Raw genomic sequence first — 17,298 nt, 5'->3', positions numbered from 1 at the left:
CATCGCCCGGAGCGAGCCCCTGAGCCAAGTTGTCCCGAAGCGCTCGCTTCGGGGGCTAAAACGTCGCGGCGAGTTCAACCGCCTGGATCGTCGGTCCCATCGGGAACATGGGGAACATCGGGGACGAGCGTGATTTCGACGCGCCGGTTTTTTGCCCGCCCGTCAGGGTTGTCGTTAGCCGCAACCGGCCGTGTTTGCCCGTATCCCTGAATGGCGAACCGCGTGACCGGCAGGCCGGAGACCTCAACGAGCCAGTCGCGCACTGCTCCGGCACGCGCGACCGACAGCCTGAGATTGCTGTCGGGATTGCCGACGTTGTCCGTGTAGCCGGCAACCAGAATCCGCTTGTCCGGATGTGCCTTGATCAATTCAAGGGCGCCGACCATTGCACGCGTTGAGCCGGGCTTGAGCTGGGCGCGTCCGCTATCGAATAGCGACATGCTGTCGAGCGTTACGACCGCAGGCCGAGCAGGGGGCGGCTGATACGAGGCAATCGCATGGTTGAGCGCGGGTAGCAACGCGATGGCCCGGTACATGCCGAACGAAAGTCGTAGCGGCACGCCGCTGCGCTGGTATTCCTGCAGCCGGTCGCGATCCGTCACGAGCGCATTGAGTGCGTCAAGCCGTGCCGCGTCATGCGTGGGTGGAATCATCCAGAACCGGCCCAGATGTGCGCCCACTTGTGTGAGCTCCGTCCGGTTGTTTTGCCCGGAGAACCAGAACGCAACAGCGGCTGCGCATCCCACCATAAACAGCGCGTAAGCCAGCGCGCGAACTCGCGGTGAATTCCAGAGCCGCCGCGGCAGCGCCTGAATAAGCGCTTGCGGCAGCGGCCACGGCGCCGGGGACGCGTTAAAGGAAGGTGGTGTCAGTTGCGTACGCGCCTGCAGGGCGGCGCCCCAGGCGCTGCGATTCTGGTCCGCCGGTCCGCAGTCCACCCAGCCCACACCGTACAGCGAGCAGGGCGCGGCCGGCTGCAGGCGATCGCTTAGCGGACCGACAATCGCCCGTTGGGTCCAGTCGACGAGCGCCGACAGGCTGGCGGCACGCCAGGCAACGGAACGATCCGCGTCCGGACTTCGCGCCAGACCTTCCGCGCGCTGGATAACGGATTCGAACCGGCTCGCGCTTGTGACCGGCACAGCCGACGATACGCCGAACCACGCAGGCGAATGGTCCGCGTCCCGTGAACTGGCCGTCAGCCTCTGGTAGACCGCGATATACGCGGGCAGACGGGTGCCGAGCATGCGCGACGCGTCGCTGAGCGCCTGGCGCGTGACGCGCATTCTTTGTGTCAGGACGTCATCGTCCGGGTATAACGCTGGGGCGACGGTCAACACCACACCATCGGGCACGCGTCCATCGCGCCAGCGTCGCACGGCGACGCTGAACTGGGAGAGGCGTTGGGGATCGTCCACGCGCAGCCAGATCGCTCCGTCGCCCACGTGCGCGAGCCGCTCATTGTCGGCGCCGCGATTGAAGATCGCATCCAGCCCGTCGCCTGTGACGAGCACGACGGGCATTCGTGTGCGCAGGCTTTCAGGGAGCGCGGCCATGCCGCGGGTTAGCGCCGCGAGCACAACGGTGTCCTGCTCCATGCGGTGATGCAAACTATAGGTTCGCAAGGCGATCCAAGCGGCGCCGATCGCGAGCACGGCCCCCGCCAGGCTCCAGGCGAGTCCCTTCCCGACCGGTGCGACCGCCAGCACGACGAAAACCGCAAGAATGGTCGCAAACGCAACCAGTGTCCGGTAGGGGAAGCCGGAACGATAGCCGCCATGAACCGGCGCGGATGCGGATGCCGACTCTGCGGACATTACGATTTCCCCGCGAGCAGATGCGACACCTGCAGATCGAGCGCCTGTCCCACGGCGACAAACACGATCACCGCAGCGGCGCAGGCAACGCCCGCCATTGCCCAGGGCGAGAGCCGGTAGAACCAGTCCAATGCGCGCGTGCGTGCCGCATCGACAATAAACCCACCATCCCCGCTTGGCGCGGACCGTGCAAGAAGGTCGCTTAGTGTCTTGATGACGGCCACACGCTGCGACTCGCCTTCACGTGCGTAGCGCCCTTTGAATCCGAGCCTGAGCACGGCTGCGTAGCATTCCAGCACATCGATATTGGGTGGTGCTTCGCGCATCCGTTCAGATAGCCGGTCGAAAACATGTTCGCCGGCGTCGTGCTTGCCGAACCGCTCCACCTGCAGCGGCTGCGCTTCCCACTGCGACCGGCTTGCTTCCGGCAGATGCACGAGGACAGTTTCGTCAAGCAAGCCGCATTGCGCGTAAAGCGCGTCGTGCCGGACGTCCGCAGCGGCATGACGCGCTTCGAGTGCGCGGTCGAATTCCGCGACGAGCGCGAGGCAGTGCTGCCTCAACTGCGGAACGTCCATGGTGGTTGCACCCTGTGCAAGCAGGGACACCTCGAGTGCCGTGTTCCGCAGCAGCGCGACGAGGGGAAGCGGGGCGAGTGTCGTCATCGAAGGGCTCACGATGTCAGCACGGCATACAGTTCAAGGGACGCATCCGCTACCGTCGTCGGCAGATAGATCTGGCAAGCGTGGGCCGCAAGCATTCGCGCGTGCGCGGCATCGCTGGCGTCGAGCGCGAAGTACTGGTTTTCGAGGCGTACCGGAATGGCCGCCGGCACGCGCTGCACGGCCTTGAGGGGGACGCCCGGAAGCGCCGAATTGACAATGTGCGCGATGTCGTCCGGCGCTCCGATCTTGCAGAGCCTGGGAATCTGTTCAGCGAGATCGAAAGCCGGCAGTGCCGCGTTGACCGACAGGTAGTAGTCGGCGCCTTCGAGCAGTCGCTCGTCCTCGAATTGTCCGGCCCACGTTGTCGGGGTCTTCTTCGTGAGACCGATCGGGATCACCCGCGATGGAATCACCGCATCCAGCAGATCGCGAATCAACGATTCGAGCTTCCCGAAGATTTCATCCTGACGCGCGTGCTCGTACGGTGGAATGTCGGTGAGAGCCGTGCGGGTCGAGAACGTCATCAATGCCCCTGTAAGGCGCGCAAGCACGCTATACAGTCGCTCGGGCGGCTGATAGGGATGGTTCGCAAAAAAGCGCAGCTCCGGCCAGTGCGTATGAAGGCAGTGCATCAGCCAGAAAAGCGACACGTCCGCCACGCCGAATTCCGCAACCTGGTCGATACGCTCACTGCGTCTGCCGGCTAGCGCCGTCGCTTTTGCGAGCAGAATGTCCGCCATCCGCGCGACCCGATCCTCATGGCGCGTGTGGCCGCTAAGCGTCAGGCACGGCGGAACATACGTGGGGTCGACCTCGAAGACGCCCTGCGTACCCCGCACAAGCCGCGCAATCGGGCAAACGACATCATCCGCGTGCGATTCGAAGTCGAACAGCAGGCGCACCGCGTGACGCTCGACCGCCATCTCCACATCGAGCGAGCCGTTCACATCCGGGACCTGCACATACTCGCGAAAGTACCGCCGCGGACGCGCGAGCGTCTCTTCTTCCATCTTGCAGTTGTTCCCTTCCGCATTGACAAGTGGAAGGGCGGCCAGCACGACGACGCTCTGTACGTCGAGAGCAATGTCTCGTCCCAGATCGCGCGCGGGCGGCAGTGCGTCGGCAATCGATGTGTCGATCGGCGTGCCGTCCTGGAACCGGAGCTTGAGCCCCGCGAGCTTCAGACGACCCAGTTCGAGCGCTTTGCTGTCGACGTCAACGGTCAGCACGCCCCAAGGCTCGGCGACTGCCAGCGGCGCGAACTGCTGGTGTGCAAATCCCCACCAGCGATCCTGCTGCTGGAAGTGATGCTGGGCAAGGACGAGCCCCTCCTGCCACAGCGGTTTGAAGGTCCGCATGGTTTAGTTGGTGAGTTTGACTAATGATTGTGAGGACGGATTTTAACCATAGTCGGTGGTGAAATGTCTATAAAAAATGTCAGCTATCTCTATTTAAAGCGAGACCAATATTTAGAGACAAAGAAACGGATTTCGGATTGACAATTTTTAACATTCTCTTATGAACGATTTTCACAAAAAATGTTGTCGTCAAACCGATCTACGTGTATTGGCGAGGGCCAAGTTCGATGGATTTCTTTCTTGAAATTGTGGCGTCGACTGATGTCGGCACATTGATTTGATGCCGATCGGTTAATTTAACAATTGTTTGCAATTGCGGGCGCGTTATTAGGCGTACTCCTATTTGACGGATGACGGGTTTACCGCTTCTAATGCATCCCTCGCTTAAGTGTTGAGTAGTGTTGCACGACGATATCGGGCTGTGAGACAGGGTTGGTCATACGCGTGAGAAGTCTTGTGCCGAATATCGTTTGATGCACGCCGCGCACGCTCGAGTTCATCTACCGTTAGAGGGATGCATGGCAGACAGTTTCCAGAAAGAGATTCCCAAATCGAGAGTTCAGATCTCGGTTGACCTGCACACGGGCGGCGCGCAAAAGCGCATGGAGCTCCCGCTCAAGCTGCTTATCGCGGGCGACTTTAGTGCCGGCAAGGCGCAGGGCTCGCTTGCGGAGCGCAAGAAGGTCGAAATCAACAAGCTGAACTTCGACAGTGTGCTGGGTGAGTTCAACCCGCAACTGAAAATTGCCGCGCAGAACACGCTCGCTGGCGATGGTTCCGAGTTGCCGGTGTCGCTCAGCTTCAAGTCGATGAAGGACTTTGAACCCGAGCAGGTGGCCCGTCAGATTCCCGAACTACAGGCGCTGCTGGCAATGCGCAATCTGTTGCGGGACCTGAAATCGAACCTGCTCGATAACGGCACGTTTCGCCGTGAGTTCGAGAAGATCCTGAAGGATTCGGCGCTTTCCGACCGTCTACGCGGCGAGCTTGCACAGATCGCGACGGCGGCGACGCAGCCAGAAGGTCATGCCTAAGGATGGCAAATCCGGCAGCAGGCCCAAGGCCGCTGTGACCGCATCCCGCACACATGTAGCGATAGGACATTCCATGGAACGCAACGAATCCCAGCAAGGCGGCGCGACCGAGACGGTCGTGCTTGAAAGTAGCAGCGTCTACGAGTCGCTGTGCAACAAGATCAACCTGAAACCCGTTAGTGCGGCTCGACCGCTCGAGGCCTTCCAGGATAACGATCTTCTGTCGGAATCGTCGGCCGACGAGCGTCTCGCGCGAGCGATGAGCGTTTTTATGAATCTGGTTGTCGACGCAAGCAAGCCGGTTGATCGTCTGGACAAGTCGCTGCTCGATTTCCATATTGGCCGGCTCGATGAACAGATCAGCCGGCAGCTCGATGCCGTGATGCATACGCCCGAGTTCCAGGCGCTCGAGGGACGCTGGCGGGGGGCGAAGTTCGACATCGACCGTACGGACTTCCGCAGGAACGTGCGGATTGAACTTCTCGACCTGTCGAAGGAAGCGTTGATGCGCGACTTCGAGGACACGCCTGAGATTATCCAGAGCGGACTGTACCGGCACACGTACATTGACGAATACGACACGCCGGGCGGTCAGCCGATCAGCGCGCTGATCAGCGACTACGAGTTCACCAACTCGCCGCAGGATATCGCGCTGCTGCGTAACATCTCGAAGGTGGCGGCGGCCGCTCATATGCCGTTTATCGGCTCGGTCGGGCCGAAGTTCTTCGGCAAGGAGACGATGGAAGAGGTCGCGGCTATTCAGGACATCGCCAACTACTTCGACCGCGCGGAATTTATCAAATGGAAGTCGTTCCGCGATACGGACGACGCCCGCTATGTGGGGCTGACGATGCCTCGGGTGCTCGGCCGTCTGCCGTATGGCCCGGACACGACGCCGGTGCGTGGGTTTAATTACCAGGAAGACGTCAAGGGTCCGGACCACGACCGCTATCTGTGGGTCAATGCGTCGTTCGCGTTTGCTGCGAACATGGTGCGCAGCTTTATGGATAACGGCTGGTGCGTGCAGATTCGTGGTCCGCAGGCTGGCGGCAAGGTTGAGGATCTGCCGCTGCACCTCTATGACCTGGGTACCGGCTATCAGCCGAAAATTCCCACGGAAGTGCTGATTCCGGAGACGCGCGAGTTCGAATTTGCCAACCTTGGTTTTATCCCGCTGTCGTTCTACAAGAATCACGACTTCGCGTGCTTCTTCTCGGCTAATTCGGCGCAAAAGCCGGTGTTGTATGAGACCAAAGAGGCGACGGCCAACAGCCGTATCAATGCGCGTCTGCCGTACATTTTCCTGCTGTCGCGTATCGCTCATTATCTGAAGCTGATCCAGCGAGAGAACATCGGCACGACCAAGGACCGGCGTCTGCTCGAGCTTGAGCTCAATACGTGGATCAAGGGGCTGGTGACCGAGATGAAGGACCCGGGTGACGAGCTGCAGTCGTCGCACCCGCTGCGCGAGGCTAAGGTCATTGTCGAGGATATCGAGGATAACCCGGGCTTTTTCCGCATCAAGCTGTTTATCGTGCCGCACTTCCAGATCGAGGGGATGGATATCGGTCTATCGCTGGTGTCGCAGATGCCTAAGGCCAAGAGTTAAGACGCGGTTAAGGCTGCGTGCTGACCTGCGTGAGCCTCTTTGTGACGTGCGCGGTTAGCAACTGCATTGACTAACGGTTTGACGCTGCGCGGTGCCCAAGCTTGTTTTGGGCACCGCGCAGCGATTGACGTTATGACGGAGCGGCGAAATTGGTGGGTGTGAATGAAGCGATTGGCGCTCTTAAGGGGGGCATCCTGCAGCCGTATTATCTTGACGTGCCCGGTACTGCGGCTGCGTCGGGATTGGATGTGGTCGAATTCAGAGGCGTCGAGGAAGCAGGTGCACCGACCGCCTGCAAGATTACGCTCACGCATGCCGTAGCCGATTTGCCGCGTGCGGATTTTCTGACGAAGACCGCGACGTTTTCGATTCGTCCGCCGACGCTGGCTGGGGTGTCGTTGCCGGGTGGGTCCTGGCGGCGATTCCAAGGCGTTATCACCCAGTTTAACCAGCTTTCGAGCAGTCGCGATCAGACGACCTACGAGGTTGTGCTCGAATCGCGTCTGGCGTTGCTGCGCAATGTGCGCCGTTGTCGCTTCTTCCTGAACCAGACGTTTCCGCAGATTGTCGAGCAGATCCTGCGTGAACATGGGTTTGGGGCGGGTACGAGTGACTTCGAGTTCACGCTTTTGCGCGACTACGAAAAGCGCGCTTTAGTCACGCAGTGGGGCGAGACAGATCTGCAGTTCATCACGCGGCTTGCCCGACGCTCAGGGATGTGGTTCGTGATGCGCGAGGGCGAGTATGGAGAGGTCGTGCACTTCGGTGACGACTTCACGCATTACGAGCGAAATGCGGCGTTTGCTGCTCCTTACAGGCCTTCCGCAGGACTCGAGAGCAATGGGGCTGAAGCGGTTGAGTCGTTCGAGACACGCACGAAGACGATCGCGCAGTCGGTGTCGGTGCGCCACTACAACTACAACGCCGCACCGCAAAAGATTGACGGTGAGGCGAATGTCGCGCCCGACGACAAGACGACGTATGGCACGCCGGATGTTTGGGCTGCGGGTCATCTGACGGAAGATCAGGCCGAATGGGAAGCGCAGTTGCGGCATCAGGCGCTGCTGTGTGAACAGGTGGTTTATGCCGGTACGGGGAATGCGCTGTGTGTGGCGCCGGGAAGGGTTTTCAAGTTTACGAATCGCACGCTGCCGGATGCGGAATATGGGCAGTTCATTACGCGCGTAGAGCACAGTGGGTCGCGGAGGGTTGCGTATCAGAATACCTACACTGCGATTCCGTCGCACCTGATCTATCGACTGCCGTTGCTCGAAGAGATGTGGCCGAAGGTCCAGGGGACGGTCAGTGGCCGCGTTACGTCGCCGGATCGGTACAAGTTGGGCTATATCAACAGCAAGGGCGAATATCAGGTTGCGCTCGATCCGGATCGTGATCCGCGCATGGCGGGATTGACTAGCTGCTGGATGCGGTTGGCCAAGCCCTTCGCGGGGGCGAAGAATACCGGTTTCCATTTTCCTTTGATCGATGGGACCGAGGTACAGATTGCCTTTGAAAACGGCAATCCGGATCTGCCTTTTATCGCTCATGTGATGCACGATGGGGTGAACCCCGATCTGATCACGAGCGATAACCGCTGGATGAGCCGCAACGCGATTCATACGCAGTCGAACAATACTGTTCAGCTTGAGGATTTTCCTGGGGAAGAACATGTGAAGGTTGCGACCGAGGGGGGCGGCAAGGCACAGCTCAACCTCGGGCATATGGTCAACTCGCAGCGGGAAAAGCGCGGTGAAGGTGCTGAACTACGTGCCGACGAGCATGTATCCGTTCGCGGAGGGGCGGGTGTGCTGCTCTCCGCCGATACACAGCCCCGTGCGAAAGGGCAGCAACTCGATATGAGTGCAGCGCAAGCCCTGCTGGAGCAGGCGCTTGCTCAAATGCAGGCCCTGACCGATGCAGCGAAGGCAGCGCAGGCAAATGCGGCTGAAGTCGAACAGCAGAAAGCGCTTCTGGAGCAGACACTCAAGGGCCTGAAGCAGGCCGGTATCCTGGTGAGCGCTCCGGCCGGTATGGGACTCGTCTCCGGGGATCACCTGCAGGTTAGCGCGCAGCACAACCTGATCGCCACGGCGGGTGGCAACGCTGAAATCGGCGTGCTCAGGAAGTTTACTGTTGCGGCTGGCGAGGCGGTGTCGCTGTTCGCGCAGAAGCTTGGTATCAAACTGTTTGCCGGCAAGGGAAAAGTGGAGATTCAGGCACAGGGCGACGAAATGGCGCTGGCTGCACTCAAGGACATCACCATCACCAGTACCAACGGAAAACTCATCCTGACTGCGAAGGACGAGGTGTGGATTGGCGCCGGCGGATCGTACATCAAGATCAACAGCAACCGCATCGAGAACGCCACGTCCGGTGACATCTATGAAAAGTGCGCATCGTGGAGCAAGACGTCGTCGTCCTCTGCCAATGTTGCTGCACCGTCATTGCCTCAAAGCAGTCTCAGGCAGTGCACGCTACGTGGCGAGCAGGCGAATTCCGACAACGGCGCGCTGATGAGCGGCGGGGCGTGAAATGAACGCAACGACACTGAGCGCGCCTTGGAGCGATAGTCATGCGCCGATGTTCGATTTTGCGCTGATCAATGCTGCGCAAACGGATCGGTCATATTGGGAAGACCTGGCTCCGACTCCTGTGGTCCCAGAACTCTTTCGCGAGCAGCCGGAACTTTTTCCGGCCCTCGTTGCGATCCATGCACTGGATCGCGACATGCGATCGGCGATGGCGAGGCGCGCTTCGGCGTGGGAGCAGGACAGCGGAACACCGTATTTCATGGCGTTGCTGGATGCTCCGGTCGCTGCATCTCAGCTGGCTGCGCACCTCACGCGGCGCATGGTTGTACGACGTCCAGACGGTCAAGAGGACGTTCTGCGCTTCCATGATCCGTTTGTGTTCCGCCACCTTCGCTGGCTGCTGACGTCAGAACAGATGGATAGTTTGCTTGGGCCGGTCGAGCGTTGGCGGTGGCGCGAGCCCAGTGGGGTCTGGCATGTTCACCCACGCTCTGCGACGCAACCCAGCCTTCGACCGCTCCGATTATCGCCAGAGCAGTGGCCCACTCTGGTCAGGGTGGCCGATATCAATCGAGCGCTGTCTCAACTGGCGCGTCTGACTCCCTCACTCCCCGATGACGCAGACACGGCACGGGAGCTGGACCGGCACCTGGATGAAGCATGGCAGCGCTATCGCATGAACGACCGTCAGGATCGTGTGCTGTACGCCATGCAAGCTGTGCGCTTTCATCGGCAAATTCATCGGCATCCGATACTTCGGGAGCGACTGAGGCTGATAGCCGATGGGCAACTGAGCTTCACGGGGGCGTGCGCCGAGCTGAACGACGCCATGCTGTATCGCATGGCGCAAGACCTTGAACAAACCCACTTATGACCACGCCCCAGTCCTCCACGCCCTCCGCTGTCTGCGCGTTCTGCGACAAGCAGGGTTTGCCGATCCTGCCGGTGCGGTATGCCATCGCGCGTGCCGACATGGGGCATGCTCCAGTACTGCCGGCGACCTTCAAGGCCGATGTCGCAGCAATTGATTTACCGGCCGACACGGCGCGCTATACGCTGCGCCTGCTGCGCCCCGGTTTCCTTTATGTCTTCGACGAGCAGCGTAACGAATGGTCCGGTTATGTCGTGAACGAACAGAGCTATCTCTATGCGTTCGACGTGCATGCCAAATCGCCGCCTCAAGTCGGCAATAAGACCTTCAATGATGCGTGTAAGGCAAAAAGCGATCCTTATAAGGCCCGTTGCATCACTGTCAAGGACGCCGCACACGCCACCCGGGTGTGGCTCGGTTTCAGCGATACACCATGGACCAGCGCGGTGCTCAGCAAACACTCAACGTCCGCGTACCGCACGGCGCATATGCAGTGCATCGATGTGGCAAGCTGGCGCGGCGGTGGTACGCCGGCGCATATGGCGGCATTCGACTCCCTTAACCAGGTTGCCGAATTCGCGGCCGACGGAGCGGCCTTGCAGAAAGAAACACGAACCCACGTTCAGCGATTTCTGCCTGCGCCTTATCGACAGCCCGAAGACCTGATAAGAACTGACGCGGCCAGTCAGCAGGCTCTGGGCATGTTGCCCCCCAAAGTGCAGCAATGGGTGGCGAGCTCGATCGGCAAGCCGGCAATGAGTGGGCCGGTCAAAACGGCTGCGTGGGCGTTTTCGCCGCACGAATTTTTTCTGACTCGCGAGGAAACGGCTGCTCTCGCGGCATGGGGCGCGACCGCTGGCAAGCCGTGGCGCCCGGCGCTGGTGGGTTTGCTCGACCCGGTTGGCATTGCGATGGAGCTTAACGGACTGGCCATCCAGCGCTGCGTCGAATTTGCAGAACAGGCTGACCGGAAATGGCAAATGGAGACAGCCGGTGCCATCGAAGCGATTCACAAGGCCGTATTGAACGGCGCGATGGAAGGGCAGAGTCAAAAGCAGCAGGCTGCAGCGGCAATCGCTTTGCCGTTTGTGCCGACGCAACTGATCCGCGATAGTGGCAACCTCACTGACATGAGCCGGAACCTTGAGCAGGCTGGCCAGGTCAGCCCGGCCGACAAGGTGCGACTGGACGCCGACGTATGGCCACGTTATGCGGGGATGCTGGACCCGCAATCTTTGAGCACAGCCAAAAAACAGTATCGCGACGAGCTGGGCAAGCTGGATCGCGAGGTCGTCGCGCCGATCGACCAGGCGTACCTAGCCTGGTTAAAGAGTAAAGCGTTTACCAACTGCTTCTCGCACAACTTTGATCCGGACGACGCTAACAACGGGGTCATCTACCAGCAGGTAGTCCACGGTTGTATCGCGCACGCCAGTGGGCGCATCGGGTCTTCCAGCTATTTTGCTGAATGCCTCGGCCAGGATCCGGCGCAATCAACCAGCGTGGTACTGCGCGCGCTGATCTTTAATCAGCAGCAGCTGGCGGTGAAGTGGACTGATGCCGCCGTCGAGAAAGCAGGCTCCCATGTGGAGTGGTGGGAAGTGGGCGGCAAGTTCTACGAGGCAGTGAAGGACACATTTGCGGCAAGCAGTTTGGGGCGGGACATTGAAGGTCCGCTACGTAACATCTCGAAATGTCTGTACCAACTCGCTGGGCCAATTACCCAGCTGCTGGGTGAGGCTGTGAACCAGGTGGCCGACATCGGTCTGGCGAGGTTGCCTGAGCGTCGTTTGATGACCCTGATGATGGCGGTGCTGCATGCGGAACACCCTAACCTTGAACTGGTCGATCTGCGCGGCATGCAGACGCCGCGGCAGGGTGCCAAGGCGCTGGCGCGTGCTATCGCTGCCATGTCCGGTGGCGGTGCGCAGAACCTGTACAAGAGCGCTGAAACGCTTCTGAGAGAACCGGAAGGTGCGTCGGGCGTTGCCTTCAGGGGCCTGTTCCTGATCGACAGGGACAAGCTTAAAGCGATGAAGGGCGCTAATAACGCTGCGCGGTTAATGACGGTGAAACCTGAAACGTTCGAGGCGTTATTGGAAGACAGTACCCGCGCACTGGTCAATCCGGAAGTTAAGGCGGGCATCGTAAGCGCGATCCTGAATGCTGTCTCCGTGGGAGCGTCCTACAAGGAACTGATCAAGGCTGATGACAAGGGAGTCAAGTCCATGAATTTTGTGGCGGGGGTGACCTCGCTGGTCGGCGGTTCGGTTGAGACCGCCGGTCATGCTATCGAGAAGATGCCGTGGGTTGAGTCTGCGGTCAGTTTGGCACTGCGCAAGATAGGTGTCGCCCAAGAATTTAGCGCTAAGTGGCTCATCGGCACGGGGAGGTGGCTGGGGGTGGCGGGTGGCGTACTGGCGGGTCTGCTTCAGATGTGGGATGGGCGGGATGAATACGAGTACAACCCGACCCTTGGAGTCACGATGATTGTTCTCGGATTTCTAGAGGGTACGGCTGCAATCTTGGTTATTACTCCGTGGACGGGAGTAGGTCTGGTGATAGGCCTGCTGATCGTGGCAGCTGTCTGGGTAGTCGGGCACTTCAAGACCGACGATATCCAGAAGTGGTTGGCGAAATCAAAATTCGGTTTTCTTGAAGACAAGCGCGAGCAGTTCCAGAGTTTACTGGAACAACAGTCTGCACTCTCAAAACTGGCGAAAGGCTAAGTCATGGAAAGCGGCTTTTTCTATCCATTCAGAACACCGAAACAGTACAGTCCCGGCGAGCGTCGCCTAGAGGGACTCTCACCCGACCTCAAGCGAGTCGGCGATGTTGAGGCCGACGATCGCGCCAGCCTCATCCATCTCAACTCGACCTACCTCGATATGATCGATCGCTGGTTCACGATACGCGGCGGGATGAGCAGCATTTTGGCGTTGGTCGTCACGATCATTCTGGTCGTTGCCTATTTTCTTGCTGTTTTCATTCTGGTCTTGCCAGATGTCGAAAGAGGTCGTGTGCCGTTCGTGGTATTTATCACTTTTTTCTGCGTTATGTCCGGGATACTTTTTTTTGTTCTCATGCTGGCCAAACGCACGATAGGCCGTGAATTCTTCACCTACACTCATTTCCCGATCCGCTTCAACCGCAAGACACGGATGATCCACGTGTTTCGCCACAACGGACCAGGTGGCGTACTCACCGTGCCATGGGATCAGGCCTATTTCCATATCGGCCAGGGAACACAGGCGCGGAGCCTGCTCGATCTGCGCGGGCATGTGATGGACGGTGACACCGTGGTCGACACTTTCGCCGTGGGCAACTTCTTCGACACCGAGGAACCCATCCGCCAGATATGGAAATTCATTGTCCTCTATATGGAGCAGGGGCCGCAGGCGTTACCCAAGGACATCTATATCCTCAAGTCGGTGAATGTGAGCCTGAAGAACCAATTTATCTGCGCCGTCTCCTATTGCAACATTTTTTTGCGGATCCCACTGATCAAATGGGTGTTCGTTGCATTGATTACCGGCATGCGCTGGCTAGTGATGAAAAGCTGCAAGGAGCCCGCATGGCCATCGGAAATTGTGGGCGATTCGGCTATCGCGCCCGATGACGCTCATCGCTGGGGGGAGCCATCCTTCACTGGAGGACCAGTCAAGGATGGGAAGGCGGAGTGGGAAGCCATGCAGGCGCGCGAACGCCGCCTGAACAAATGACCTGGACATGCATGTCGTGTGGGTAAGTGGTGTGCATCAAGACCATCGACATCCAGAAATGGTGAGTTCGAAGTTCGCTTCGGTTGAAGACAAGCGTGACCAGTGCCAGAGTTTGCTGAAACAGCAGACTGCACTGTCAAAACTGGCCAAAGGCTAAATCATGGAAAGCGGCTTCTTCTATCCGTTCAGAATACCGAAGCAGTACAGCGCCGGCGAGCGACGTTCGGAAGGGCTTTCCCTTGACCTAGAGCGATTCGACGACGTTGAGGCCGACGATCGTGCCAGCGTCATTCATCTCAACTCGACCTACCTCGATATGATCGATCGCTGGTTCACGATACGCGGTGGAATGAGCAGTATTCTTGCTTTGGTCATCACGTTCATATTGATTGTTGCCTATTGGTTTATTGTTTTTTTGCATGCCTTATCAGATTTTGAAAAAGGCAGGATGTCGCTTGCGGTGTTTGTCATCCTTTTTGGTGTCATGTCGGGGCTACTTTTTTTTGTTCTCATGCTGGCCAAACGCACGATAGGCCGTGAATTCTTCACCTACACTCATTTCCCGATCCGCTTTAATCGCAAGACACGGATGATCCACGTGTTTCGCCACAACGGACCAGGTGGCGTACTCACCGTGCCATGGGATCAGGCCTATTTTCATATCGGCCAGGGAACACAGGCGCGGAGCCTGCTCGATCTGCGCGGGCATGTGATGGACGGTGACACCGTGGTCGACACCTTCGCTGTGGGAAACTTCTTCAACACCGAGGAACCCATCCGCCAGATCTGGAAATTCATCGTCGTTTATATGGAGCAGGGGCCGCAGGCGCTGCCCAACGATCTTTTTATCTGCACGTCCACCAGCACGCGCTGGCTGAATTGTTTCCTGCAGGCCAATGCCTATTGCGACATTTTTTTGCGAATCCCACTGATCAAATGGGTGTTCGTCGCATTGATCGCCGGCATGCGCTGGCTGGTGATGAAAAGCTGCCGGGAACCGGCATGGCCCTCCGAAATCGTGGATGAGTCAGCGATCGCGCCCGACGATGTTTATCGCTGGGCCGAACCGGCTGTTTCGGGCGCACTGGCCACAGATGACAAGGCGTGGGCGGCTCTGCAAGCGCGGCAAGTGCGACGGCAGAAGAAACATTGAAGGCTCAGACGAGCACAAATTGAATTTCGGCTCACTTGAGGATAAGCACGACCGGTTCCAGAGTTTACTGGAACAGCAGGCCGCACTCTCAAAACTGGCAAAAGGCTAAATCATGGAAAGCGGATTCTTCTATCCATTCCGAACACCGAAGCAGTACAGTCCCGGGGAGCGGCGCTCGGGGGGATTGTCACTCGACCTCAAGCGATTCGACGACGTTGAGGCAGATGATCGCGCCAGCCTTATTCACCTCAACTCGACCTACCTCGACATGATCGATCGCTCATTTACGATACGCGGTGGGATCAGCAGCATTCTGGCGACGGTGATGGGGCTGGGGCTCGCGGGCATCATGCTCGTTGTTATTTTTGTTTTGATCATCCCAGGTCTAGAAAATGGTCGCCTCTCTCTCCTGGCAGGACTATTTTTTTTCTGCGTTTCAGTGGGCTTACTTTGTGGTGATCTTCTGCTCACCAAGCGTACTGTGGGCCGGGAGTTTTTCACCTATACCCACTTCCCGATCCGCTTTAACCGCAAGACACGGATGATCCACGTGTTTCGCCACAACGGGCCAGGCGGCGTGCTGACCGTGCCATGGGAGCACGCGTATTTCCATATCGGTCAGGGAACGCAGGCTCGGAGCCTGCTCGATCTGCGCGGGCATGTGATGGACGGCGACACCGTGGTCGACACCTTCGCTGTGGGAAACTTCTTCAACACCGAGGAACCCATCCGCCAGATCTGGAAATTCATCGTCGTTTATATGGAGCAGGGGCCGCAAGCGTTGCCCAACGATCTTTTTATCTGCACGTCCACCAGCACGCGCTGGCTGAATTGTTTCCTGCAGGCCAATGCCTATTGCGACATTTTTTTGCGAGTCCCACTGATCAAATGGGTGTTCGTCGCATTGATCACCGGCATGCGCTGGCTGGTGATGAAAAGCTGCCGGGAACCGGCATGGCCCTCCGAAATCGTGGATGAGTCAGCGATCGCGCCCGACGATGTTTATCGCTGGGCCGAACCGGCTGTTTCGGGCGCACTGGCCACAGATGACAAGGCGTGGGCGGCTCTGCAAGCGCGGCAAGCGCGACGGCAGAAGAAACATTGAAGGCTCAGACGAGCACAAATTGAATTTCGGCTCACTTGAAGATAAGCACGACCAGTTCCAGAGTTTGCTGGAACAGCAGACTGCACTGTCAAAACTGGCCAAAGGCTAAATCATGGAAAGCGGCTTCTTTTACCCCTTCAGAACACCGAAACAGTACAGTCCAGGCGAGCGGCGCTCTGAGGGCCTTTCACCCGACCCCAAGCGATTCGGCGATGTTGAGGCCGACGATCGCGCGAGCCTGACTCACTTGAATTCGACCTACCTCGACATGATCGATCGCTGGTTTACGATACGCGGTGGAATGAGCAGTATTTTGGCGCTGATCATCTCGGTCATAATGGTCGTCGGTTGTTTTGCTACTGTTTTTTTTGCATTGATTCCGGGTTTTGAAAAAGGCCGCATCTCGCTGGCGGTGTTTGTTATATTTTTGTGCGTTTTTTCAGGGCTGGTTGCTCTGACTCTCGTCCTCGCCAAACGCACGATAGGCCGCGAATTCTTCACCTACACTCATTTCCCGATCCGCTTCAACCGCAAGACACGGATGATCCACGTGTTTCGCCACAACGGACCAGGTGGCGTACTCACCGTGCCATGGGATCAGGCCTATTTCCATATCGGCCAGGGAACACAGGCGCGGAGCCTGCTCGATCTGCGCGGACATCTGATGGACGGCGACACGGTGGTCGACACGTTCGCTGTGGGAAACTTCTTCAACACCGAGGAACCCATTCGCGAGATCTGGAAATTGATTGTCGTTTATATGGAGCAGGGGCCGCGGGCGTTGCCCAAGAATCTTTTCATCGGAACGTCAACCAGCACTAGCTGGCTGAATTGCTTCCTGCTGGCAAATTCCTACTGCAACATTTTTTTACGGATCCCACTGATCAAATGGGTGTTCGTCGCATTGATCACCGTCATGCGCTGGCTGGTGATGAAAAGCTGCAGGGAACCGGTATGGCCAGCGGAAATCACGGCTGAATCCGCTATTGCACCCGATGACCTTTATTGCTGGGCTGAGCCGGCTGTCACCGGCGAACCGGCCACAGATGACAAAGTGTGGGCAGAACTTCAAGCGCGGCAAGCGCGACGGCAGAAGAAACATTAAAGGCTCGGACGAGCACAAATCGAATTTCAGTTTACCTAAAGATAAGCGTGCCCCGTTCCAAAGGAAGAAAAATGACTGACCTTATCCGTCTCGGTGACGATACAGACCACGGAGGCAAGGTGATTAGCGCATCCTCCACGATGAGATACGACGACCGGTTTGTGGCGCGCAAGGGCGACGAAGTGTCGTGCCCCAAGCACCCTGACATTCGACCCAACCGGATTATCGACGGGGACGAAACGACGGCTGACGATGGCATCCCCGTTGCACGTCACGGATATCGGGCCATGTGCGGTTGCCGGCTCATTTCAAGCCTGCTGTAAGGCCC

13 protein-coding genes are annotated in these 17,298 nt (G+C 58.4%); 10 read left to right on the top strand and 3 right to left on the bottom strand.

Annotated elements, in window-relative coordinates; translation table 11 throughout:
- Window positions 1-74: 74 nt before the first annotated feature.
- Genes HV675_RS06505 through tssK form a run of 3 tightly spaced genes read right to left on the bottom strand, consistent with a single transcriptional unit; the run spans window position 75 to window position 3,840 of the window.
- Complete coding sequence (locus HV675_RS06505) at window positions 75-1,817, bottom strand: OmpA family protein (protein WP_175110054.1); 1,743 nt, start codon at window positions 1,815-1,817, stop codon at window positions 75-77.
- On the bottom strand, window positions 1,817-2,482 hold the full coding sequence (locus tag HV675_RS06500; RefSeq protein ID WP_175110053.1) for a DotU family type IV/VI secretion system protein: 666 nt from the start codon (window positions 2,480-2,482) through the stop codon (window positions 1,817-1,819). The genes HV675_RS06505 and HV675_RS06500 overlap by 1 nt, the downstream gene beginning before the upstream one ends.
- Before the next feature lie 8 nt (window positions 2,483-2,490).
- The gene (gene tssK, locus HV675_RS06495) at window positions 2,491-3,840 is read right to left on the bottom strand and encodes a type VI secretion system baseplate subunit TssK (protein ID WP_175110052.1); all 1,350 of its coding nucleotides are present in this window, start codon (window positions 3,838-3,840) and stop codon (window positions 2,491-2,493) included.
- Window positions 3,841-4,358: 518 nt separating this feature from the next.
- Between tssK and tssB the strand changes: the two genes are divergently transcribed.
- The 10 genes from tssB to HV675_RS06445 all read left to right on the top strand — a co-directional run bounded on the left by tssB (window position 4,359) and on the right by HV675_RS06445 (window position 17,293).
- On the top strand, window positions 4,359-4,874 hold the full coding sequence (gene tssB, locus HV675_RS06490) for a type VI secretion system contractile sheath small subunit (protein ID WP_175110139.1): 516 nt from the start codon (window positions 4,359-4,361) through the stop codon (window positions 4,872-4,874).
- Window positions 4,875-4,947: 73 nt separating this feature from the next.
- Window positions 4,948-6,483, top strand: a complete 1,536-nt coding sequence (tssC, locus tag HV675_RS06485) for a type VI secretion system contractile sheath large subunit (RefSeq protein WP_175110051.1) — start codon at window positions 4,948-4,950, stop codon at window positions 6,481-6,483.
- Between the two features lie 152 nt (window positions 6,484-6,635).
- A complete protein-coding gene (locus HV675_RS06480; protein WP_246270127.1) occupies window positions 6,636-9,014 on the top strand; it encodes a type VI secretion system Vgr family protein in 2,379 nt (792 codons plus the stop codon).
- Window position 9,015: 1 nt separating this feature from the next.
- Window positions 9,016-9,888, top strand: a complete 873-nt coding sequence (locus HV675_RS06475) for a DUF4123 domain-containing protein (protein WP_175110049.1) — start codon at window positions 9,016-9,018, stop codon at window positions 9,886-9,888.
- The gene (locus HV675_RS06470) at window positions 9,885-12,614 is read left to right on the top strand and encodes a T6SS effector BTH_I2691 family protein (RefSeq protein WP_175110048.1); all 2,730 of its coding nucleotides are present in this window, start codon (window positions 9,885-9,887) and stop codon (window positions 12,612-12,614) included. Before HV675_RS06475 ends, HV675_RS06470 begins: the two co-directional genes overlap by 4 nt.
- A gap of 3 nt (window positions 12,615-12,617) precedes the next feature.
- Window positions 12,618-13,607: a DUF6708 domain-containing protein gene (locus tag HV675_RS06465; RefSeq protein WP_175110047.1), complete on the top strand. Its 990-nt coding sequence runs from the start codon at window positions 12,618-12,620 to the stop codon at window positions 13,605-13,607.
- 160 nt (window positions 13,608-13,767) lie between these two features.
- Window positions 13,768-14,760, top strand: coding sequence for a DUF6708 domain-containing protein (locus HV675_RS06460; protein ID WP_175110046.1), 993 nt, complete (start codon window positions 13,768-13,770; stop codon window positions 14,758-14,760).
- Between the two features lie 112 nt (window positions 14,761-14,872).
- Entirely contained in the window at window positions 14,873-15,865 is a 993-nt protein-coding gene (locus HV675_RS06455; RefSeq protein WP_175110045.1) for a DUF6708 domain-containing protein, read from the top strand.
- A 112-nt stretch (window positions 15,866-15,977) separates the two neighbouring features.
- Window positions 15,978-16,970 carry a DUF6708 domain-containing protein gene (locus tag HV675_RS06450; protein WP_175110044.1) on the top strand — a complete coding sequence of 331 codons (993 nt, stop codon included), beginning with the start codon at window positions 15,978-15,980 and terminating at the stop codon, window positions 16,968-16,970.
- Between the two features lie 71 nt (window positions 16,971-17,041).
- On the top strand, window positions 17,042-17,293 hold the full coding sequence (locus HV675_RS06445; protein WP_175110043.1) for a PAAR domain-containing protein: 252 nt from the start codon (window positions 17,042-17,044) through the stop codon (window positions 17,291-17,293).
- Window positions 17,294-17,298: the final 5 nt, after the last annotated feature.

Source organism: Paraburkholderia solisilvae (genome assembly GCF_902859875.1).
GTDB lineage: Bacteria > Pseudomonadota > Gammaproteobacteria > Burkholderiales > Burkholderiaceae > Paraburkholderia > Paraburkholderia solisilvae.
The sequence above is the reverse complement of the archived record's forward strand: the minus strand, read 5'-3'. Positions and strand labels throughout refer to the sequence as shown.

What these genes read in the sequence shown, in the direction of transcription:
- HV675_RS06505 (WP_175110054.1), bottom strand. Translation starts at nt 1,817, where the DNA reads ATGTCCGCAGAGTCGGCATCCGCATCCGCGCCGGTTCATGGCGGCTAT.
- HV675_RS06500 (WP_175110053.1), bottom strand. Translation starts at nt 2,482, where the DNA reads ATGACGACACTCGCCCCGCTTCCCCTCGTCGCGCTGCTGCGGAACACG.
- tssK (WP_175110052.1), bottom strand. Translation starts at nt 3,840, where the DNA reads ATGCGGACCTTCAAACCGCTGTGGCAGGAGGGGCTCGTCCTTGCCCAG.
- tssB (WP_175110139.1), top strand. Translation starts at nt 4,359, where the DNA reads ATGGCAGACAGTTTCCAGAAAGAGATTCCCAAATCGAGAGTTCAGATC.
- tssC (WP_175110051.1), top strand. Translation starts at nt 4,948, where the DNA reads ATGGAACGCAACGAATCCCAGCAAGGCGGCGCGACCGAGACGGTCGTG.
- HV675_RS06475 (WP_175110049.1), top strand. Translation starts at nt 9,016, where the DNA reads ATGAACGCAACGACACTGAGCGCGCCTTGGAGCGATAGTCATGCGCCG.
- HV675_RS06470 (WP_175110048.1), top strand. Translation starts at nt 9,885, where the DNA reads ATGACCACGCCCCAGTCCTCCACGCCCTCCGCTGTCTGCGCGTTCTGC.
- HV675_RS06465 (WP_175110047.1), top strand. Translation starts at nt 12,618, where the DNA reads ATGGAAAGCGGCTTTTTCTATCCATTCAGAACACCGAAACAGTACAGT.
- HV675_RS06460 (WP_175110046.1), top strand. Translation starts at nt 13,768, where the DNA reads ATGGAAAGCGGCTTCTTCTATCCGTTCAGAATACCGAAGCAGTACAGC.
- HV675_RS06455 (WP_175110045.1), top strand. Translation starts at nt 14,873, where the DNA reads ATGGAAAGCGGATTCTTCTATCCATTCCGAACACCGAAGCAGTACAGT.
- HV675_RS06450 (WP_175110044.1), top strand. Translation starts at nt 15,978, where the DNA reads ATGGAAAGCGGCTTCTTTTACCCCTTCAGAACACCGAAACAGTACAGT.
- HV675_RS06445 (WP_175110043.1), top strand. Translation starts at nt 17,042, where the DNA reads ATGACTGACCTTATCCGTCTCGGTGACGATACAGACCACGGAGGCAAG.